Origin of the sequence: Cupriavidus necator, from assembly GCF_013141915.1 — a bacterium.
In the GTDB taxonomy this organism is placed as follows: domain Bacteria; phylum Pseudomonadota; class Gammaproteobacteria; order Burkholderiales; family Burkholderiaceae; genus Cupriavidus; species Cupriavidus necator_B.
Map to the genome: position 1 here is coordinate 764844 of NZ_SROX01000001.1, position 21190 is coordinate 786033.

A 21190-nucleotide genomic window follows, 5' to 3' on the forward strand; every position below is an offset into this window, starting at 1 on the left:
CATGCAACACCCAGCCATTCAACGCCTGCCCCTTCCTTGCCGCCGCCTTGGCGACGGCAAGTACCATCACTTCTTCGGCTACTACAACAAGAGCCCGTGGGATCGCGGTGACCGCTACATGCTCGCGCACCGGGTCCCCATGGCCGACGCCGACCTAACGCCCGACCTAGTGGCGCAGATCGGCTATTTCGACACCCACGATCAGGACCGTTTCGTCACCGTTGGCGAAACCCGGGCCTGGAACTGGCAGATGGGCGCGCAGCTGCAATGGCTGGACGGCGCGCCCGGCCGGCAGGTGATCTACAACTGCCGCATCGATGACGAATCGGTTTTCTATCCCGGCCTGGGCGCTGCGGTCTGCGACGTCGAGAACGGCTCCTTGCGCTACCTGCCCATGCCCGTGTACGTCGTCGCGCCAGACAGCCGCTATGCGTTATGTGTCGACTACCGCCGGCTCTACGTGACGCACCCGACCATCGGCTACAGCGATGAAAGCTCGCTGCGCGCGCGGCCGTCGCCAGAACTGGCGCCGGCGCACGATGGCATCCATGCCATGGAGATCGAAACCGGGCAGTCGCGCCTGATCGTCAGCTACCAGGATCTCCGCGATTTCCATCCCGTGGCTTCGATGGACAAGGCGATCCACTGGGTCAGCCACATCGAGATCAATCCGTCGTCTTCGCGCGTACTGTTCCTGCACCGCTGGACCGAACGCGTCGAGGACGAGACCTGCTTCCTGCATCGCCTGATCACCGTCAACCCGGACGGCTCGGACATGCGGCTGCTGGAGTGTTCCGACCATCCGTTGCCACAACTGGCCGGGCACTTCGATCCGGATGCAGTGGGCACTTTCGACTACGAGAAGTCGGAGTACCAGATCTCGCATCCGTTATGGAAGAACGACACGCACATCATCGTCTGGGGCCCGCATGACGGCAGCATCCACTACCACCTGTACGAAGACCGGGCCGGCGGTGAGGTCACGGTAATCGGCGCGGGCTTGCTGACCGAGAACGGCCACATGACGTTCTCGCGCACGCATCCGCAATGGTTGCTCAGCGATACCTACCCAGATGCGCAGACCAACGAGCGTGTGCTGTTCCTCTACCATGTCGAGCGCGATGTGCGCTACGACATCGGCACGTTCTACACCAGCCCCGACCTGAAGAAAGAGAACCGGTGTGATCTGCATCCACGCTGGAGCCGCCATGGCACGGAGATTTGCATCGATTCGATCCATGAAGGCGACCGGCAGATGTACGTCCTCGACGCCGATTTCGTGGCTGCATGACGGCGCACCGCCCCAAGACCGCAGCGCTACTTTTTCTCCGCGCGCCACAACTGCTGCAGTTCCCACGCCGGCGCCTCGCCCGCCGGCTGCGGCAACGCCTGGGCCTCGGCCAGCATGGCGCCGGCCTGTGCCTGCAGCTTGTCCAGGCAGCGTGACAGAACCCGGGCCTCTTCGGCAGACAGGCAGGCGGCCAGCCGCGTATTGAAGTCACGCGCCTGCTCGAAGGCGGCGCGGTAAACCGCTGTGCCGGCCTCGGTCAGCGTGAAGGCCGCCGCACGCCGGTCCTGCGCGCGTGTTTCGCGGCGCACCAGGCCGCGTTCCACCAACGCGTGGACGGCGCGGCTGGCCAGCACCTTGTCGAGCCCGGCGCTGTCGGCCAGTTCGGTCAGCCGCGTGCCGGGCTGCTCGCCCAGGAAGGCAATCATGCGCCATTCGCGCCGCGTCACGCCAGCCCGCGCGCGCAGGTGCAGCGCGGCCGCGCCGAGCGCGACGCGGTTCAGGTGATAGACCCGGTAGTTGATGAAATCGGCCAGCCGCCGCGGCCGCTGCAGGCGGGTGCCGCCGTTGTCGTGTGCCATGCCACGCCCGAAATTTAGTTGACTTTGTCAATTATATCGGCCGGTGTTAGCTTCCCGTCCATGCCGGCCGCCGGCGCATAACAGACAGGAGACACCGTGAGACCTCGCAACTTCCTCCCCCACCTTGCCGCATGCTTGCTGGCCGTCGCCGCGGCCTGGTCCGCACCGGCCGGCGCGCAATCGGACCGGCCGCTGCGCATCCTGGTGGGCTACCCCGCCGGCGGCACCGCCGACCTGGCCGCGCGCCTGGTTGGCGACAAGCTGCGCGAGACCCTGAACCAGACCGTGGTGATCGAGAACAAACCGGGCGCCGGCGGACGACTGGTGATGGACTACGCGCGCACGCAGCCGGCCGATGGCAATACGCTGGTCGTCGCCAACTCAGCGGTGATGACTATTGCGCCGCTGGTCTACCGCAAGCTCAACTACGATATCCAGCGCGATTTCATCCCGGTGGCGCAGGCTGCCAACTTCCAGCTCGCGCTGGCCACCGGTCCGGGCAGCCCGGCGCGCACGCTGAAGGATTACGTGGCCTGGCTCAAGGCCGGTGCGCAGAACAACTCCTACGCGTCGCCCGCGCTGGGCAGCATTCCACATTTCTTCGGGCTGATGATCGGCAAGCAGGTGGGCGTCGAGATGCTGCACGTGCCGTTCAACGGCTCGGCGCCGCTGATGAGCGCACTGGTCGGCGGCCAGGTGCCGGCCTCGGTCGATACCCTGGCCGACCTGACCGAGATGCATCGCGCCGGCAAGATCCGCGTGCTGGCCACCTCCGGCTCGCACCGTTCGGTGGCGCTGCCGGAGGTACCGACATTCACGGAACTCGGCTACCGGGGCATCGAGGGCGAAGGCCGCTATGGCGTGCTGGCGCCCGCCGGCACGCCGCGGGCGGCGCTGGAGCGGCTCAATGCCGCCATCGTCAAGGCGGTGCAGTCGCCCGACCTGCGCGAGAAATTCCTGAAGCTCGGGCTCGAACCCGCCACCGGCCCCGCCGACGCCTTCGCCGGGGTGCTGAAGGCCGACGCCGCCAAGTGGGCACCGGTGGTCAAGGCGTCCGGCTATACCGGCGACTGATGCCCGCCACCCCGCTTTCCGCGACCTTCTGACCATGACGATCCGCAATACCCTCTTCATCATGTGCGACCAGCTGCGGCGCGACCACCTGGGCTGCTACGGCCACCCGACGCTGCGCACCCGCAACATCGACACACTGGCCGCGCGCGGCGTGCGCTTCGACCGCGCCTATGTCACTTCCGGGGTCTGCGGCCCCAGCCGCATGAGCTTCTACACCGGACGCTACGTCAGCAGCCACGGCGCTACCTGGAACCGGGTGCCGCTGTCGGTCGGTGAAATCACGCTGGGTGAATACCTGAAGGACAGCGGCCGCGCGCTGGCGCTGGCGGGCAAGACCCACGTGATGCCCGACAACGCCAACCTGAAGCGGCTGCACCTGGACGGCGGCACCGAGCTGGAGACGCTGCTGTGCAGCGGCCACTTCACCGAAGTCGACCGCCATGACGGCCATCATGCAGAGCCGCGCAGCGCCTATGCCGACTGGCTGCGCCAGCAAGGCTACGACAGCGCCGACCCTTGGACCGACTACGTGATCAGCGCGGAGAACGCGCGCGGCGAGATCGTTTCGGGGTGGCACATGCGCAATGCCGGGCTGCCCGCGCGCGTGGCCGAGCCGCATTCCGAGACCGCCTACACCGTCGACCAGGCCATGCAGTACATCGGCGCGCGCGGCGACGAGCCGTGGGTGCTGCACCTGTCGCTGGTCAAGCCGCACTGGCCCTACCTCGCTCCCGCACCGTATCACGCCGCCTATGCGCTGGACGACTGCCTGCCGTTGCAGCGCCACGAGGCCGAGCTGGAAGACCCGCATCCGGTGCTGACGGCCTATCGCACGCAGGAGGAATGCGCCAACTTCATGCGGCGCGAGGTGTCGGACACGGTTCGCCCCGCCTACCAGGGCCTGATCCAGCAGATCGACGACCGGCTGGGGCTGCTGTGGGAACAACTGGAGCGCCTGGGCCGCTGGGACGACACGCTGATCGTCTTCACGGCCGACCATGGCGATTTCCTTGGCGACCACTGGCTGGGCGAGAAGGAACAGTTCTACGACACCGTGCAGAACATCCCGCTGATCGTCTACGACCCCTCGCCGCAGGCCGATGCCACCCGGGGCACGGCGCAGGACAGCCTGGTCAGCGCGGTCGACGTGGTGCCCACGGTGCTGGATGCGCTGGGCCTGCCGCCCGCCGACCACCGCGTCGAAGGCCGCTCGCTGCTGGACCTGACGCGCGCCGGCGAGCGCACCGGCGCCGGCGCCTGGCGCGATGCCGTGGTCTCGGAGCTCGACTACGCCTACCGCGGCGCGCGTGTCGCGCTGGGCCGCCATCCCGGCGAATGCCGCGCCTGGATGGTGCGCGACGCGCGCTGGAAGTATGTGCATTGGCAGGGCTTCCGGCCCCAGCTGTTCGACCTGTTGAACGATCCGCAGGAGTTTTTCGACCTGGGCACCGACCCCGCACACGAAGCCGTGCGCAGCGCCATGCGGCTGCGCCTGCTCGACTGGTTCTGCACGCTCAAGCCACGCGTCACGGTGACCAACGAAGAAGTCGCGGCCAAGACCAATGTGTACAAGCAGGCCGGCGTCTTCTTCGGTGTCTGGTAACCGGATCGCAGCCGTGCAAAGAACCGCCGCGGCGGCCGGCGCCGGACGCCTGAAAAAGTTGCACGGTGTGCCTGTCGATACTGCAACCGCGTGACGCAGCCGGCATATCAGGCCGCACCCGCCGCCGCCCGAGGCCCGACACCGGCGTCGGCGCGGATGGCGTATCCCTTGCAACAGGGGCTGGAGGGCCCTCAGTTCGGGCCGGCAACCGGAGCGATCATGAAGAACATCTGGATCCTGGTGGCGGACGAATCCGTCGCCCGAATTTTCGCCTCGCATGCCGACAGCGCTCCGCTGGAGGTGATCGAGGAAATCACCGACGCGGCTGCGCACGCGGACCGCGCCGACCTGCGCCGCGATGCCTACGGCCGCCGCGCCCAGGCACCGGCGCAAGGCGACGCGGGCCACCCCGGCGCCCATCAGGTGGGGACTGCCACGGTAACGTCTTCGGCCGGCGAGGACGAGCTGCACCAGGAAGCGCAACTGTTTGCCCGGCGCGTGGCGCATTACCTGGGCGATGCGCGCAACAAGCAGCGCTTCGACGAACTGGCATTGATCGCGGCGCCGCGCTTCCTCGGACTGCTGCGCAAGACCCTTCCGCCGGCCGTCACCGGAGTCGTCACCAAGGAAATCGGCAAGGATTTCATCCACGTGCCCAATAACGACCTGCAGCAGCGGCTGGCCGACGAAGGCATCGTGCCCGCGCGCCGCGACCAACGCGTCAATACCGGCCGCGACCGCTAGCGGGATCCGATCAACCGGCAGCCGCCTGGGCCGGCGCGGGCGGCTGCGCCGCTTTCATCTTTTCATACATCGGGCAGGTTGGCGGCAAGCCTTGCGGCACAGCACCCGCGGTCGCGTTACCGCGTTAACTTCCATTTGTAGGCGTAGCGTTCCGAGCGGAACAGCAGGTCGGCGCAGAACAGCGGCGTGCCGTCGATGTCGTACGGCGTGCAGCGCAATCGCAACAGCGGCAACCCTGCCGCGACGCCGAGCTTGCGGGCCACGTCCGCAGGCGCCGCAATGGCACTGGCTTCCATCGCCACATCGCGAAAGCGATACCCGAGCCGGCTTTCGAACAACGCCATGGCGTCGTTGGTTTCCAGGTCTTCCTGCGCCAGGCGGCGCATCAGCGGCTCGGGACCCATCAGGTTGAAATATGCAACCGGCACGTCGTCCCAGTAGCGCACCGTGGCGACGCTCAAGACCTTCTCGCCGGGTTGCAGGCTCAGTGCCGCGGCGACATGGGGCGGTGCCCGCAGCAGTCGCACCGAAGCCAGCTTGCCGTAGGCCAACTGGCCGCGCGCACGTGCGGTTTCGTAGAAGCCGGTCAGCGCGCCAAGGCTCGGGGTATCGGCCGGGCGCGTCACGAAGCTGCCCTTGCCATTCACTTTTTCGATCAGGCCCCCGTTGTGCAGGCCGGACAGGGCCTGCCGCACGGTGATCCGGCTGACGCCGAACTCGGCCATCAATTCCGCCTCAGATGGCAGCTTGGCCCCGGGGCCCAATGTATTGCTGGCGATCCGCTGGCGGATCTCGCTTTCGATCTCTTTGAACCTGGGCAGTGCCACGTGCATTCCGCCCCGGCGGGCGGCTCCTAACTCAGTGGGGCGGATTATACCTATCATGACAGGTGGCGTCGCAACCTATTGACCTGTTATAACAGGTAATGGCAGTATCCGTGGTCACCAGCTGCTTGCGCCCCGCACGATCACGCAGGCTGGCAACTCAGGAGACACGACAATTGGATACCAGGGCAAATGACACCGCCAGCGCGCCGGCGGAGTTCGACTACATCGTCATCGGCGCGGGATCGGCGGGATGTGCCGTGGCCGCACGCCTGGCTGAGGACGCCAGCGCCACGGTGGCGCTGCTGGAAGCGGGGCCGCATGACCATCACTACGCCATCTGGGCACCGGTAGGCATCGCCGCCGTGGTGCCCAGGGCGGGGCCGCGCAACTACGCGTACTACACCGAGCCGCAGGCGGGGCTGAACGGCCGCCGCTCATACCAGCCGCGCGGGCGCGGGCTGGGCGGCAGTTCCTCGATCAACGGCATGGTCTATATCCGTGGCCACCGGCGTGACTATGACGACTGGGCCGCGCTGGGTTGCCGCGGCTGGGGCTTCGACGACGTACTGCCCTACTTCCGCCGCAGCGAGCGCAATCCCCGCCTGGGCGGCCAGGCTGATCGGCTGCACGGCAACGACGGACCGCTGCACGTCAGCGACCTGCGCTCGCCCAACCCCTTCGCCCAGCGCTTTGTCCAGGCCGCGATGCAGGCGGGACTGCCGCACAACGACGACTTCAACGGGCACACCCAGGAAGGCGTGGGCCTGTACCAGGTGACGCAGCGCAATGGCGAGCGCTGGAACGCGGCGCGTGCCTACCTGCACAGCGGCAATGCGGCAGACGCGGCGCTGAACGGCGGCCGCCGCGGGCTGGCGGTGCTGACCGATACGCAGGCGCTGCGCATCCTGTTCGACGGCAAGCGCGCCACCGGCGTCGAGGTGGTCCGTGGCGGCACGGTGCAGGTGCTGCGCGCACGGCGCGAGATCGTAGTCAGCGGCGGCGCGTTCAATTCACCGCAGTTGCTGCTGGCCTCCGGCATTGGCCTCAGCCGCACAGCTGCGCGAAGTCGGCATCGACGTGGTCCACGCATTGCCGGGCGTGGGCGAGAACCTGCAAGACCACCTCGACATCATCGTCAACAAGCAGCTGCAGACCACCGAGCTGTTCGGCAAGACCGGCCGCGGCATGCTGCGGCTGGCGCGCGAGGTGCTGCGCTACCGGCGCAGTCGCACCGGCATGGTGACGTCGAACATCGCCGAGGCCGGCGCGTTCCTGCGCAGCCGTCCCGAACGGGAGATTCCCGACGTGCAGCTGCACTTCGCGGTGGCGCTGCTGGGCAACCGCAACCTCGGCAACCTCGGCCACGGCTACTCCTGCCATGCCTGCGTGCTGCGCCCAAAGAGCCGTGGCCACGTGCGCCTGCGCAGCGCCGACATGCGCCAAGCGCCGCTGATCGACCCGCGCTTTCTTTCGGCCGAGGCAGACATGGCTGGCATGGTCGAAGGCGTGCGGGCGATTCGCCGCATCTTCGCCCAGCCGGCCCTGGCGCAGTATGGCGGGCGCGAGGTCCTGACCGACGCATTCGGCCCCGACAGCAGCAACGAGGCGGCGATCCAGGACTTTGTGCGCAACCATGCCGATACCGTCTACCACCCGGTCGGCACCTGCAAGATGGGCGTCGACGACATGGCGGTGGTCGACCCCGAACTGCGCGTGCGCGGCGTGCAAGGCTTGCGCGTCGCCGACGCCTCGATCATGCCCACCCTGATCGGCGGCAACACCAACGCGCCCGCCATCATGATCGGCGAAAAGGCCGCGGACCTGATCAAGGCCGCGTGCCGCTGAACCCCCTGCATTGGCATACCACACCAAGGAGACAACCCATGCAAGCCACCGCACCTGCCAGCATCAGCCCGCAAGACTACCGGGAACTGGAGCAAGCGCCCTTTCCCTTCACCGTGCGTCGCTGCACGCCGACCATCGGCGCCGAAGTCGAGGGCATCGATTTCCGCGAGACCCTGGATCACGACACCTACCTCTCGCTGCGCCGCGCGCTGCTGAAGTACAAGGTCCTGTTCTTCCGCAAGCAGGCCATCACGCCGGCCCAGCATGTGGCCGTGGCGCGGCGCTTCGGCGAACTGGAAGTGCACCCGATGTTCACCAACCATCCGGAGCACCCGGAACTGGTGGTGTTCGGCCGCAACGACAAGACCCGTGGCCGTGAGAACCTCTACCACTCCGATGTGTCCTGGCGCGAGATCCCGTCGATGGGCTCGATGCTGCGCTGCCTGGAGTGTCCCGAGGTAGGCGGCGACACCATCTGGGTCAACATGGCCGCGGCGTACGACAACCTGCCGCAGGACGTGAAGGACCGCATCGCCAAGCTGAAGGCCGTGCACGACGCCATGCCGGCGTTCGGCGCCGCGCTGAGCGACGAGAAGTACGCCGAGATGCGCGCCAAGTATCCGCCCATGGTGCACCCGGTGGTACGCACCCATCCGGAAACCGGCGAGAAGATCCTGTTCGTCAACGAGGCCTTCACCATGCATTTCGCCAACTTCGCCAAGGAACAGCCATATCGCTTCGGCTCGGACTACCGGCCCGCGGAACTCGACCTGATGCAATACCTGTACCGCCAGGCCGCCGCGCCCGAGTACCAGGTGCGCCTGCGCTGGCAACCGGACACGATCGCGCTGTGGGACAACCGCTCCACCCAGCATTACGCCGTGCAGGACTATTTCCCCGCGGTGCGCCACATGAACCGCGCCACCATCATCGGCGACCGTCCGGTCTGACCGAACGCCAACCCATTGAGGCAAACGGCATGCATTGCATCGACAAGTTCTATCTCGACGGCAAATGGGTGGCGCCCGCGGCGGGCGCCACCCAGGCCGACATCATTGACCCGGCCACCGAAGCGGTTGCCGGCAAGCTCGCCATGGGCACCACCGCGGACGTGGACCGCGCCGTCGCGGCCGCGCGCGCCGCCTTCCCGGCGTGGTCGACGTCCACGCGGGAAGCCCGGATCGCGCTGCTCGAGCGCATCATCGCCGCCTACCAGGCACGCATGGCCGACCTGGCGCAGGCGGTGCGCCAGGAGATCGGCGCGCCGATCACGCTGGCCACCAACCTCCAGGCCGCCATCGGGCTGGCACAGCTGCAGGCGACGCTGCAGGCCCTGCGCGACTTTGCCTTCGAAAGCCCGCGCGGCAAGAGCCATATCCTGCGTGAAGCCATCGGCGTGGCCGCGCTGATCACGCCGTGGAACTGGCCGCTGAACCAGATCGCGGCCAAGGTGGCGCCGGCGCTGGCGGCAGGCTGCACCGTGGTGCTCAAGCCGTCGGAGATCGCGCCGCTGGATGCGCAGATCTTCGCCGAGATCATGGATGCCGCCGGCACGCCGCCGGGCGTGTTCAACATGCTCTATGGCGAAGGCCGCGTGGTGGGCGCCGCGCTGTCGTCGCATCGCGATGTCGACATGGTGTCGATCACCGGCTCGACCCGCGCTGGCGTGGAAGTGGCCATCAGCGCGGCCCCCACGGTCAAGCGCGTGGCGCAGGAACTGGGCGGCAAGTCACCGCTGATCATCCTGGACGATGCCGACCTGCAGGCCGCTGTGACCAGCGGCGTGGCACAGTGCATGGTCAATTCCGGACAGACCTGCGTGGCGCCAACGCGCGTCCTGGTTCCGCGCGCTCGCTACGAGGAAGCGGTGCAGATCGCGGCGGCGGTGGCCAATGCGGTCAAGGTCGGTGATCCGTCGGATCCCGAGACCAAGATGGGGCCGATCTCCAACCGCGGCCAGTATGACAAGGTGCAGCACCTGATCAGGGTCGGCATCGAGGAGGGTGCGCGGCTGGCTGCCGGCGGCCCGGGCCGCCCCGAGGGGCTGGAGCGCGGCTTCTATGCCCGCCCGACCATCTTTGCCGAGGTGCGCAACGACATGACCATCGCCCGCGAGGAAATCTTCGGGCCGGTGCTGTGCCTGTTGCCGTATGACAGCGAAGAGCAAGCCGTGGCCATCGCCAATGACACGGACTTCGGCCTGGCCGCCTATATTGCCTCGTCCGACCCGGCGCGCGCACGCAAGCTGGCGGCAAGGCTGCGTGCCGGCAACGTGCGCATCAATGGGGCGATGATGGATATCACCGCGCCGTTCGGCGGCTACAAGACTTCCGGCAACGGCCGCGAGTACGGCCCTGAAGGCATCGCCGAGTTTCTGGAGACCAAGACCGTGACCGGCTGAGGCCGCGAGCCCGTCGCTTGCGACGGCTCACCCCGCCACCGCCCGGCTCGCAGCGCCCCGCTGCGGCCGGGCGGTGTCGCTTGTGGGGCGCATGACGCCAGCCGCGGCGACGCTGCCGCGCTTGTCTGACACCCGCAGTCGGAAGCGTCCGACAGCCAACGCCTGCCGGCACGCTATCTTCGAGGGTAGCGCCAGGCCTTTTGCCGAAGCGCCCGGCTATGTCGACCCTGCCCGATCCCACCGCCTCTGCGCTGCCGCCAGCGCCGCCCGTCCCGCTGCTGACCGACCACGGCAGGCCCGCGGCCGGCGACGCCGCGCCGCCGGGCCACGCCGCGGACGAAGTATCCGCCCCCGCGCCGGCCCTGCTGACCGACGAAGCCGTTGCCGGCGCGCTGCATCGCGCCAGCACCGCGCTGATGGTGCTGGCCGTGCTGTTCTCGCTGTACGCCGTGCATATCGCGCGCGATTTCCTGGTGCCGGTGATTATCGCGGTGGTGATGGCCTACCTGCTGGATCCGCTGGTGTCGGCACTGCAGCGGCTGGGGCTGCCGCGCACGCTGGCCAGCACCATCGTGCTGCTGGCGCTGCTGAGCGCCCTGCTGAGCGGCGCGTACCTGTTGCAGGGGCAGGTCGAATCGATGATCAACAGCCTGCCGGAAATGGCCAGCAAACTGTCGCGTTCCATCGGCGCGCTGCTCAGCGGCGATGACTCGATGTGGCAGAAGATACGCCGCGCCGCCACCGTGCTCAGCGGCACCGGCCAGCCGCCGCCGGCGCGCGGCACCCACGTGGTGGTAGACCAGTCGCCAGGCCAGATCAACAACATGCTGCTGGCCGGCTCGGTCAGCATCTTCACCATGGCGGCGCAGGCGGTGGTGGTGGTGTTCCTGCTGTACTTTCTGATGCTTGCGGGGGACACCTTCAAGCGCAAGTTCATCAAGATGGTGGGCACCACCATCTCGGAAAAGAAGATCAGCGTGCACATGCTGGACGAGGTCAACCGTTCCATCCGCCGCTATATGGGCATGCTGCTGGTGACCAACGCCGGCCTCGGCGTCTGCACCTGGCTGCTGCTGAAATGGCTTGGGGTCGACAATGCCGGCAGTTGGTCGATTGCGGCGGCGGCATTGCACCTGGTGCCCTACTTCGGCGCGCTGGCGATCGCGTTATGCCTGGGCATGGTGACGTTCATGCAGTTCGGCACGCTCGGCATGGCCGCGGTGGCCGCCGGCGGTTCGTTGCTGATCGCAACCCTGATCGGCTCGGTCATCACCACGTGGATGACCGGCCGCATGGCGCGCATGAATGCGGTGGCGGTATTCGTCGCCCTGCTGCTGTTCACCTGGCTGTGGGGCGTGTGGGGCATGCTGCTCGCGATTCCGCTGATCACCATCGCCAAGGTGGTCGCCGATCACATCGAGGGCATGGAAGTGGTCGCCGAGTTCCTGGGCGAATAACCTTTTCCGCCACACCGCCGCGGGATTGCGCCGCTATACTGGATGTGCGGATGCTGCACCACAGCATTTGGTGCAGGCGGTTCGCGCGGAGGAAACCATGATGTCTTTATGCGACCTGTGCGAGTCGCAACTGGACCGTCCCGGCCATGTGCCGCCGCATCCGCGGCTGGCGATCTCGGCAACGCTGCGCATGGCGAGCGGCCAGAATGCGTTCGTGTACCGTTGCGGCCACTGCGGCGAGACACTGCTGCTTGCGTCCCACGACGGCGACGCGCCGGACCGCTGGACACGGCTGGACGCCGACGGCTGGCGCTGACGGGCGCCACAGCCCTGCTGGCGCCGCCTTGATCCCGCGCAAACCCGACCGCCGGCAGCGCCGACATAATGGGCCATCATGGCCAAGAAATTTCCTCTCTACCCCAGCCACCCCGAGCGCATTTGCTGGGGCTGCGACCAATACTGCCCGGTCGATTCCATGCGCTGCGGCAATGGCTCCAGCCGCACCCAGCATCCGGTTGAACTGCTCGGCGAAGACTGGCTTGAATACGGCGACTGGGGCATCGAGGCGCCGTCGCCCGCGGCACCGTCCGGGACCACCCCCTAGGGAGCAGGATTACAATCGTTGTCTCCGGCTTAACGATAAGACCCGGCGCCACCGCCGGCATCCACCGAGACAACCATGCTGAACCTTCAGGACTCCTCGCTGCTGCGGCAGCAGTGCTTTATCGACGGCCGCTGGATCGATGGCGAGCGCCGCATCGACGTAACCAATCCCGCCACCGGCGAGCGCGTGGGCCAGGTGCCGCAACTGGGCGCCGCGGAGACCCGTCAGGCGATCGAGGCCGCTAATCGCGCGCTGCCGGCGTGGCGCGCCCGTACCGCCAAGGAGCGCTCGGCGCTGCTGCGCAAATGGTTCGAGCTGATCCTGGCCAGCCAGGAAGACCTGGCCCGCATCATGACCGCGGAGCAAGGCAAGCCGATTGCCGAGGCGCGCGGCGAGATCGCCTACGCGGCCTCGTTCATCGAATGGTTTGCGGAGGAAGGCAAGCGGGTCTATGGCGATACCATTCCCGCGCCAGTCACCAACCAGCGCATCGTGGTGACCAAGGAGCCGGTCGGGGTCTGTGCCGCCATCACGCCGTGGAACTTTCCCGCCGCCATGATCACCCGCAAGGCCGGGCCGGCGCTGGCAGTAGGCTGCACCATGGTGCTCAAACCCGCCTCGCAGACACCCTTGACGGCGCTGGCACTGGTGGCCCTGGCCGAGCGCGCCGGCATTCCCGCTGGCGTGCTGTCGGTGGTGACCGGCTCGGCCAGCGCGATCGGCGGCGAGATGAGCAGCAATCCGCTGGTGCGCAAGCTGACCTTCACCGGCTCGACCGAAGTCGGACGCGTGCTGATGGCGCAGACGGCTTCCACCATCAAGAAGGTATCGATGGAATTGGGCGGCAACGCGCCCTTTATCGTGTTCGACGATGCCGACCTCGACGCCGCCGTGGAAGGCGCGATCGTCTCCAAGTACCGCAACGCCGGCCAGACCTGTGTCTGCGCCAACCGTATCTACGTGCAGTCCGGCGTGTACGAGGCGTTTGCGCAGAAGCTGGTGGCCGCGGTGGCGGCGCTTAAGGTGGGCAACGGCATGGAGGATGGCGTGCGCATCGGCCCGCTGATCGACGACAAGGCCGTGGCCAAGGTGGAGGAGCATATCGCCGATGCGCTCGGCAAGGGCGCCCGCCTGCTGCAGGGCGGCCAGCGCCACGCGCTCGGGCATTCCTTCTTCCAGCCGACCGTGCTGGCCGACGTCGCGCCCGGCATGCTGGTCGCGCGCGAGGAAACCTTCGGCCCGCTGGCGCCGCTGTTCCGCTTCGACACCGAGGACGACGTGGTGGCCATGGCCAACGATACCGAGTTCGGCCTGGCCAGCTACTTCTATGCGCGCGACCTGGGCCGGGTCTGGCGTGTCTCGGAACGGCTGGAATATGGCATGGTCGGCGTCAACACGGGCCTGATCTCGAACGAGGTCGCGCCGTTCGGCGGCGTCAAGCAATCGGGCGTGGGCCGCGAGGGCTCGCACTACGGCATCGACGATTATCTGGTGATCAAGTACACCTGCATGGCCGGCATCTGAGGCGGCCTAGCGTCAGCGCGGCGCGCCGCCGGCGCCGCGCGACTTGGCCTGCGCGGCGGCCAGCCGGCAGTTGTCCCGAAAGCGCGCGATCTGGTCGTGCACGTGCTGCATCTGTTCGATCTGATAGATGGCGCGCTCGGCGCTGTAGCGGGTGCCGAACTCATACAGCGCCCCGTCCGCGGCGCGGGACAAGCCTTCGAGCGCCTGTGCCAGCGCCCGCCCCTCCACGCTGCGATGTCGGCGCAGGCGCCACGACAGGGCTTCCTGGCCCTGGTCCAGCAGGTTCTGCTGCAGGTAGCCGAGCCGCTCGGCAAGGCCCTGCGCGTCATGCAGCGCTGACAGATAAGCACAGACGACCGCGAGGCGCTGGTGCATCTCGCCGCCCGACAACAGTTGGCGCGCACAGCGACTCCAGGCATGCGCCTCGAGCCCATGGTCCTGCCCGCTGCTTTCCCGCACATGGATGGACAGCGGCAGCACCGACACCGAAAGCCCGGGTGGCAGCACGCTGGTGAAGCGGCTGGCGATGGCCTGCTGCAAGGCCCGGTCCAGCGCGCAGCACGCCTGGATGTCGGCGTCGACATAGAAGTCGAGCGCCGGCTGCCGACCGGGGCCGGCCGAAACCACCGCGCGCACCGGCGGGAGCCCCGCCATGGCCAGCGTTTCCAGGCCGGCTTCGATGCAGCGCTGTTCGGCGGCCTCGGCGCCGAGCGCCTGGACGATGTCCTGCATCTGCAGCGTGCCGGCAAGTTCGGTACGCTCTGCCGCGGGCGGCCACCCGCCCCGGCGATCAGCGGTCGTGGTCATCCGCTTCAGATCGACATGCGTCATCGCATTGCCCGTCATATACCCTCCGATTCCAGAAGTCATGTCCTAATCCTGCGCCGACGCCATCACGATGGCGGCGTGCATGCCTTGCAACGCGTGCAGCGGCTCGGGTCCGGTCAGCGCGGCCACCAGCAAGCTGTTCTCCAGCCGGAAGCGGTACAGCATCAGGTTGGAACGCGCCAGCGCCACGATTTGCGGCGACGTCAGCGATGCCAGCACGCGGCCCACCTCCGGGCCAAGGCCGAGCCGGAACAGCGCCTCGGCCTCGTTCTCGCGCAGCAGCCGCTGTGCCAGCAGCAGGTAGGACAGGTTCAGCGCCTCGCTCTGCCGCAGGCGGTCTGCGTCGGGTGGTTGGGCCACCTCCGGAACGGAGGCGCCGGCTGGCCTGGCTGGTTCCATGTCAGCCGATGTCCTGCAGTGACGCCCGGCGCCCGATGGGCGCTTGGGGCGCCTGCGCCACGATCATCGGGCGCGAAGCAATGGCCCGCAGGGCGGGCTTGTCGAGCAGCGTGATGGTGCGGTGCCGTACCGTGATCAATCCGACTTCCGCCAGCCGCGAGAACTGCCGGCTTACCGTTTCCAGCGTCAGGCCGATAAAGCTGCCGATCTCCTCCCGGCTCATGCGCAACACAAAGGCCGACGACGAAAAGCCGCGCAGCGCGAAGCCGTCCGCCAGCCACAGCAGGAACGTTACCAGCCGCTCTTCGGCCGTCATCAGCGCCAGCATGGTCTGCACTGCCCGCGCGCGCTGCAGCTGGCCGTCCAGTGCCAGCAGCAGTTGCGCGCCGAGCGGTGCCAGGCTGGCCGCGTTCTGGTGCAAGGCGTCCACCGCGAACAGGCACAGCTTGGTATCTTCGAGCGCGGTGGCGTAAGACGCATAGTGCGGGCGCACCAGGCTATCCAGCCCGACCATGTCGCCGGGAAAGTGGAAGGCCAGCACCTGGGTGCGTCCGTCTTCGGTGGTGACATGGGTCTTGACCGTGCCGACGCGAATGGCATAGATCGCGGTCACGGGATCTCCCAGCAGGTACAGGAACTCCCCCTTGCGCAGGCGGACCATGCGTTGCGCGGTGTCGGCACCGGCCCGGCCGCAAGCCTTCTGCCCCAGTCCGCATTCCGGGCAAGAGCCGGCCATCTGGCAACACGTGCTGCACGGCATGGCTTCGCGCTGCGGCGGGCGATCATCGGACTGTGTCATCGGCGCTGGGGGATGGAAGAACTGGGAAACCTCGTGCGTCCATTTTATGGAGCCGCTCTGGCCAAACAATCCGTACATTCCGATTCGCGGCACGGAAGCGTCTGACGCTTCGGGTCTGCGGGCCGCCGGGACGTCCGTGCTGCACTTGGCCATCCGGCCGGGTGCAAGGGACGCGCAAGCGGGGGTATCCTTACCGCACTACAAGGATCCGATGCGCCGCCGTAGGCCGGCACGCCGCCCAAACCATCTCCATGACAAGACGCCCCGACGATCCGCAACCCCGTGCCGGCAACGCCAACAGCCTCCAGCCGGATGGCCCGGACGACCGCCACGCGGCGGACACCCCCTATCGGACGCTGGTGGAATCCGTACAGGACTACGCCATCTTCACGCTCGACGTGGGCGGCCATGTCTCCAGCTGGAACAAGGGGGCGGCCCGCATCAAGGGGTACCGGCGCGAGGAGATCCTGGGCAAGCATTTCTCGCAGTTCTATACGCCCGACGCCGTGGCCCGGCGCTGGCCCGACGCGGAGCTGAAGGCGGCCGCCGAGCTGGGCCGCTTCGAGGACGAGGGCTGGCGCGTGCGCAAGGACGGCAGCCGCTTCTGGGCCAACGTCGTCATCACCGCCTTGCACGACCCGGATGGCCGGCTGATCGGCTTCGGCAAGGTTACGCGCGACCTGACCGAGCAGCGCCGTGCCGCCGAGGCGCTGCGGCAGAGTGAAGAATCGCTGCGCCTGCTGGTGGAGGGCGTCAAGGATTACGCGATCTTCATGCTCGATCCCGGCGGCCATATCGTCAGTTGGAATTCAGGCGCGTCCTATATCAAGGGCTATCGCCGCGACGAAATCATCGGCCGGCATTTTTCGCTGTTTTATCCGCAGGAAGACCTTGCCGCGGGCAAGCCGGCCCGGCACCTGGACCTGGCCCGGCGCGCCGGGCGCATAGAGGACGAGGGCTGGCGCGTGCGCAAGGACGGCTCGCTGTTCTGGGCCAATGTCACGCTGACCGCGGTCTACGACGATTCACGCGCGTTGCGCGGCTTTGCCGAGGTGACGCGCGACATGAGCGAACGCCGCCGCCGCGAGGAACTGGAACGCTCCAGCCAGCGCCTGAACGAATTCCTCGCCACGCTCTCGCATGAGCTGCGCAATCCGCTGGCGCCGGTGCGCAACGCGCTGACGGCCATGCGGCTGGCGCCTGCGGACGGCGCGCTGGCCAACCAGAGCCTGGCGCTGATCGAACGGCAGGTGACACACCTGAGCCGGCTGGTGGACGACCTGCTCGATATCGGCCGCATCACCTCGGGCCGGATCGAACTGCGTACCGGCCCGGTCGAATTCAACGAGATCATTGCGCTGGCGCTCGAGGGGGCGCGACCCGCGCTCGATGCCAAGGCCCAGCGCGTGGACCTGCAAGGCTCATCCGGCACCATCCGCATGGATGCGGACCGGACCCGGCTGGTGCAGGTGATGCAGAACCTGGTGCTCAATGCGTCAAAGTTTTCGCCGCCCGGCACGGTCGTGACCATCACCACCGCCGCGCAGAACCGTACCCTCGAGGTCCGGGTGACCGACCAGGGCCGGGGCATCTCGCCGCGTGCCCTCGAGGAAATCTTCCAGCTGTTCGTGCAGGAAAGCCGGCCGGGCACCGATGTGCAGGGCGGGCTGGGCATCGGCCTGTCACTGTGCCGCTCGCTGGTGGAACTGCACGGCGGCACCATCGCGGCTAGCAGTGCCGGGCCAGGGCTGGGCAGCACCTTCACGGTACGCCTGCCGCTGCCGGCCGCGCGCCAGTCCGACGACCCGCACGGCACCATCCTTTCCGCCACCGTGCCGGAAAAGCCTGACCTGCAGGCGCAGCGCATCCTGCTGGTCGACGACAACCGCGACGCCGCCGACAGCCTGGCCATGCTGCTCGAAATGTGCGGCCACGAGGTAACCATTGCCTACGACGGCTCCGAGGCGCTGCACGTGGCGCCGCGCTGCCGTCCGCATATCGCGCTGATCGACCTGGCCATGCCGGGCATGGACGGCTATGAAGTCGTGCGCGCCATGCGCGGCGTGGCCGGCACCGAGTCCACCCGTTTCGTCGCGCTGACCGGCTTCGGCCAGCCGGCCGACCGGCAGCATACCGAAGCGGCCGGCTTCGATGCGCACCTGGTCAAGCCGGTCGAGCTGGAAACCCTGTTCGGCACCATCGCGCGGCTGCGCCAGCCTGACTGACCGGCGCGGCCAGCGGGGCCGAACGCGACCTTCGCCAATCCCGAACACGCCCGCGCCGCCGCTGCGACACACTGACGCCCGTTCCATCGCAACCGACGACAGAAAGGAGACAGCGATGCAGGGTTGGATCAGGCGTGCGGCCACGGGGCTGCTGTTTGCATGGGCGGCCACGGCCGCCGGCACCGCGCTGGCGGACTATCCCGACAAGCCGGTGCGGCTGGTGGTGCCGTTCCCGCCGGGCGGGGCCACCGACCTGCTGGCGCGCGAGATCGGCCACGCGCTGTCGGCGCGGCTGCACCAGCCGGTGGTGATCGACAACCGCCCCGGCGCCGGCGGCAACCTGGCGGCAATCGCCGTGGCGCGGGCGCCGGCCGACGGCTACACGCTGCTGTTCGGCACCTTCGGCTCGCTGGCGGTGAACAAGAGCCTGTATGACAAGCCCGGCTACGACCCGCTCAAGGACTTTGCGCCGGTGGCGTCCGTGGCTTACCTGCCCAACGTGCTGGTGGTGCATCCCAGCGTGCCCGCGCGCACCGTGCCCGAACTGCTGGCGCTGGCGCGCAAGGAGCCGGGCAAGCTGACCTACGGCTCGTTCGGCAACGGCTCGTCGTCGCACCTGGCGGGCGAGCTGTTCACGCACCTGGCCGGTGTCAATATCACGCACATTCCGTACAAGGGCAGCGCCGCGTCGATGACCGACCTGATCGGCGGGCGCATCACCATGATGTTCGACAGCGTCTCGACGGCACTGCCGTATATCCGCGACCAGCGCGTGCGCGCGCTGGCGGTGACCACGCAGAAGCCGTCCGAGCAGTTGCCCGGCGTGCCCACGCTGGCCGCTGCCGGCGTGCCCGGCTACGAGCTGACCGCATGGTTTGGCGTGGCCGCCCCGGCGGGCACGCCCAAGCCCGTGATCGACCGCCTCAACGGCGAGATCGTGGCCGCGCTGAAGCAGCCGGACCTGGCCGCCAAGCTGGCCAGCCAGGGCACGGTGCCGTTCCCCGCGACGCCGGCGCAGTTCGGCAGCTATATCCGCGCGCAGTATGAGAAGTGGGACAGCCTGATCAAGTCCGCCAATATCAAGCTGGACAACTGACGCCTGCCCTCAGGCGCCGTCCGGCGCGCCGAAGCGCCACGACAGCCGCGCCGCCGCCTGCCGCACCAGCGCGGCGGTGGCGCCTTCGGTGCCGCTGTCAAAGCTGCCGCTGGAACCCATCACCGCGATCACGAGCGCCAGGCTGCCGGTGTGGTCGAACACCGGCGCCGCCAGGGTGTCGATGCCCGGCACCGGGTGGCTCAGCGCATTGTCGATGCGCGCCGCGCGCACCTGCGCCAGCCGTGCGGCGTAGGCCGGCGCCAGCTTGCCGCCGGCCCCGAGCACAGTGGCGGGGGCAGTGCCCGCCAGGCGCAGCGCATCATGCTCCAGCAGGCCCGCCAGCACGTTGGCCGGCAGGTACGCCGCCACAGTGCGGCCGATGGCTGTATGGACCAGAGACAGCACCGTACCCACCCGCAGGCTGACATGCTGCGGCCGCGCCGACTCTTCCAGCCGCACCACGGTAGGCCCCAGCGGGCCCAGCACCGCCATGGCCACGCTCAGGCCCGTGGTGCCCGCCAGCTCGATCACCTCCGGTTCCGCCTCGCGCGTCGGCGACAGCCGCTGCAGCGCGATCAGCCCCAGCTCCAGCGCCAGCGGTCCGCACAGGTAGTTGCCGGCGGCATCGCGTGCCAGCAGGCCGGTCTTCTGCAGGCTGACCAGGTGCGGGAAGGCCTTGGCCGCCGGCATGCCGGCGGCGAGCGCCAGGTCGCGCAGCGGCAGCGGCCGCCCGGCGGCGACCAGCGCGCCGAGCAACTGGCCGGTGCTGTCGAGCGACTGGATGCCGCGCTGCGGCTTGCCGCCCTCGATCTCCTGCGGGCTTTCGTTCCCGCCGCTCATGCCGGCTCCCCCTTTGCCTGGCGCAGCGCTGCGCCGATCTCGGCGCCCGCCGCCAGCAGCGCCCGCGCCGCCGCGCCGTGCCAGTCGACATCGATGGCGCCGGTCGATCCCACCAGCGTCAGCACCAGCCGCAGCGCGCCGGCACCGTCGAGCACCGGCACGCTGAGGCTGCTGACGGCCGGGCTGGGAGCATCGATGCTGCGCTCGATGCCGCGTGCCCGAATCTCCGCCAGCCTGGCGCTGAACGCCGCCAGGTCTGCCTCGGTGGCATCCGGTTGCTGCGCGTGCCACAACGGCTGCCACTGCGCCGGCGGCTGGAACGCGCAGAACACGCGGCCGGTGGCGGTGGCGCCCAGCGCCATCACCGTGCCGACGTGCAGGTTGACGTGCAGCGGCGCGCTGGCCGGCACATAGCGCACGATGGTCGGCCCCTGCGGCCCGGCCAGGCTGATCGCCACGCTGAAGCCCAGCGCCTGCGCCAGCGCGTCCACGCGCGGCAGCGCGGCGCGCCAGGCGGAATCCTGTTCCAGGTGGAGCAGGCCCAGGCGCAGCGACAGCGGTCCCGGTTCGTAGCGGCCGGACAGGTGGTCGCGCTTGATCAGGCCCAGCCGCGCCAGGCTGACCAGATAGGCATGCGCCTGGGCCGGGCCCAGCTGCGCGGCATCGGCCAGCGCCGCCAGCGGCATCGGCGCGCGCGCCGCGGCCAGCGCCGCCAGCAGGCGCGCGCCCACCTCCACGCTCTGGATGCCGCGCTGCGCCTTGTCGGCACGTGGCGCCGTGCCGCTCGCCGGCGTTGCCGCTGCCTCCGTCCTCGGTCTGCCCATTGCCGTCCTGTGTGATCGGAAAACCCGGATATTAATCGAACGCCTCCCCGATCCGGCCCGGCGCGGGTTTACCCGGCCCTTCGCGCCAACGGGTTTTGCATCGCTCCTGTATTTGTCATAGACGAATCATTTCGCTATTGATTAATTTTTCAACCTTTCCTAAGATGGCATTACCCCGTCGCGACACGGCTCACCCAGCCGTGCGACATCCTGAAATCCAAACGAACGGGG

The 21190-nt window shown here is 68.3% G+C and carries 19 protein-coding genes and 1 pseudogene; 13 read left to right on the top strand and 7 right to left on the bottom strand.

The annotated features are described in order from the left end of the window. Position 1 precedes the first annotated feature (1 nt). Positions 2-1291, top strand: coding sequence for a hypothetical protein (locus E5S69_RS03425; protein WP_171513592.1), 1290 nt, complete (start codon positions 2-4; stop codon positions 1289-1291). Positions 1292-1317: 26 nt separating this feature from the next. Here E5S69_RS03425 and E5S69_RS03430 read toward each other — a convergent pair whose 3' ends face one another. Further along, complete coding sequence (locus E5S69_RS03430; RefSeq protein WP_171513593.1) at positions 1318-1869, bottom strand: MarR family winged helix-turn-helix transcriptional regulator; 552 nt, start codon at positions 1867-1869, stop codon at positions 1318-1320. A 96-nt stretch (positions 1870-1965) separates the two neighbouring features. On the opposite strand from E5S69_RS03430, the gene E5S69_RS03435 reads away from it, so the two are divergent. The 3 genes from E5S69_RS03435 to E5S69_RS03445 all read left to right on the top strand — a co-directional run bounded on the left by E5S69_RS03435 (position 1966) and on the right by E5S69_RS03445 (position 5290). Then, positions 1966-2943: a tripartite tricarboxylate transporter substrate-binding protein gene (locus tag E5S69_RS03435; protein WP_171513594.1), complete on the top strand. Its 978-nt coding sequence runs from the start codon at positions 1966-1968 to the stop codon at positions 2941-2943. 34 nt (positions 2944-2977) lie between these two features. Beyond that, entirely contained in the window at positions 2978-4546 is a 1569-nt protein-coding gene (locus E5S69_RS03440; protein ID WP_171513595.1) for a sulfatase-like hydrolase/transferase, read from the top strand. Between the two features lie 219 nt (positions 4547-4765). Continuing rightward, positions 4766-5290: a host attachment protein gene (locus E5S69_RS03445; RefSeq protein WP_171513596.1), complete on the top strand. Its 525-nt coding sequence runs from the start codon at positions 4766-4768 to the stop codon at positions 5288-5290. A gap of 116 nt (positions 5291-5406) precedes the next feature. Here E5S69_RS03445 and E5S69_RS03450 read toward each other — a convergent pair whose 3' ends face one another. Next, complete coding sequence (locus tag E5S69_RS03450; protein ID WP_171513597.1) at positions 5407-6117, bottom strand: UTRA domain-containing protein; 711 nt, start codon at positions 6115-6117, stop codon at positions 5407-5409. 173 nt (positions 6118-6290) lie between these two features. Between E5S69_RS03450 and E5S69_RS03455 the strand changes: the two are divergent. From E5S69_RS03455 to gabD, 7 genes and pseudogenes are all read left to right on the top strand, one after another. Next, positions 6291-7962, top strand: a pseudogene (locus tag E5S69_RS03455) (GMC family oxidoreductase). 38 nt (positions 7963-8000) lie between these two features. After that, on the top strand, positions 8001-8912 hold the full coding sequence (locus E5S69_RS03460; protein WP_171513598.1) for a TauD/TfdA dioxygenase family protein: 912 nt from the start codon (positions 8001-8003) through the stop codon (positions 8910-8912). Positions 8913-8941: 29 nt separating this feature from the next. Continuing rightward, positions 8942-10363, top strand: coding sequence for an aldehyde dehydrogenase family protein (locus E5S69_RS03465; RefSeq protein WP_171513599.1), 1422 nt, complete (start codon positions 8942-8944; stop codon positions 10361-10363). A gap of 218 nt (positions 10364-10581) precedes the next feature. Next, on the top strand, positions 10582-11820 hold the full coding sequence (locus tag E5S69_RS03470) for an AI-2E family transporter (protein ID WP_171513600.1): 1239 nt from the start codon (positions 10582-10584) through the stop codon (positions 11818-11820). Positions 11821-11920: 100 nt separating this feature from the next. Continuing rightward, positions 11921-12136 (top strand): hypothetical protein, encoded by a 216-nt coding sequence (locus E5S69_RS03475; RefSeq protein WP_171513919.1) that lies wholly within the window; start codon positions 11921-11923, stop codon positions 12134-12136. 78 nt (positions 12137-12214) lie between these two features. Continuing rightward, a complete protein-coding gene (locus tag E5S69_RS03480) occupies positions 12215-12424 on the top strand; it encodes a DUF3079 domain-containing protein (protein ID WP_171513601.1) in 210 nt (69 codons plus the stop codon). Between the two features lie 75 nt (positions 12425-12499). Then, positions 12500-13948: an NADP-dependent succinate-semialdehyde dehydrogenase gene (gene gabD, locus E5S69_RS03485; RefSeq protein ID WP_171513602.1), complete on the top strand. Its 1449-nt coding sequence runs from the start codon at positions 12500-12502 to the stop codon at positions 13946-13948. 12 nt (positions 13949-13960) lie between these two features. On the opposite strand, the gene E5S69_RS03490 is transcribed toward gabD, so the two are convergent. The 3 genes from E5S69_RS03490 to E5S69_RS03500 are packed head-to-tail and all read right to left on the bottom strand — an operon-like array spanning position 13961 to position 15974. Then, positions 13961-14818, bottom strand: a complete 858-nt coding sequence (locus tag E5S69_RS03490) for a hypothetical protein (protein WP_236901184.1) — start codon at positions 14816-14818, stop codon at positions 13961-13963. A gap of 3 nt (positions 14819-14821) precedes the next feature. Then, on the bottom strand, positions 14822-15175 hold the full coding sequence (gene flhD, locus E5S69_RS03495) for a flagellar transcriptional regulator FlhD (RefSeq protein ID WP_171513603.1): 354 nt from the start codon (positions 15173-15175) through the stop codon (positions 14822-14824). 1 nt (position 15176) lies between these two features. Then, on the bottom strand, positions 15177-15974 hold the full coding sequence (locus tag E5S69_RS03500; protein ID WP_236901185.1) for a Crp/Fnr family transcriptional regulator: 798 nt from the start codon (positions 15972-15974) through the stop codon (positions 15177-15179). 251 nt (positions 15975-16225) lie between these two features. Between E5S69_RS03500 and E5S69_RS03505 the strand changes: the two genes are divergently transcribed. Further along, a complete protein-coding gene (locus E5S69_RS03505; protein WP_171513604.1) occupies positions 16226-18199 on the top strand; it encodes a PAS domain-containing hybrid sensor histidine kinase/response regulator in 1974 nt (657 codons plus the stop codon). Positions 18200-18314: 115 nt separating this feature from the next. Continuing rightward, entirely contained in the window at positions 18315-19295 is a 981-nt protein-coding gene (locus tag E5S69_RS03510) for a Bug family tripartite tricarboxylate transporter substrate binding protein (protein ID WP_171513605.1), read from the top strand. 9 nt (positions 19296-19304) lie between these two features. Here the strand turns inward: E5S69_RS03510 and E5S69_RS03515 are convergent, their stop codons facing one another. Both E5S69_RS03515 and E5S69_RS03520 read right to left on the bottom strand, forming a co-directional pair. Beyond that, positions 19305-20135, bottom strand: a complete 831-nt coding sequence (locus E5S69_RS03515; protein ID WP_171513606.1) for an IclR family transcriptional regulator — start codon at positions 20133-20135, stop codon at positions 19305-19307. Then, positions 20132-20959 carry an IclR family transcriptional regulator gene (locus tag E5S69_RS03520; RefSeq protein WP_171513607.1) on the bottom strand — a complete coding sequence of 276 codons (828 nt, stop codon included), beginning with the start codon at positions 20957-20959 and terminating at the stop codon, positions 20132-20134. Before E5S69_RS03520 ends, E5S69_RS03515 begins: the two co-directional genes overlap by 4 nt. Between the last annotated feature and the right edge of the window lie 231 nt (positions 20960-21190).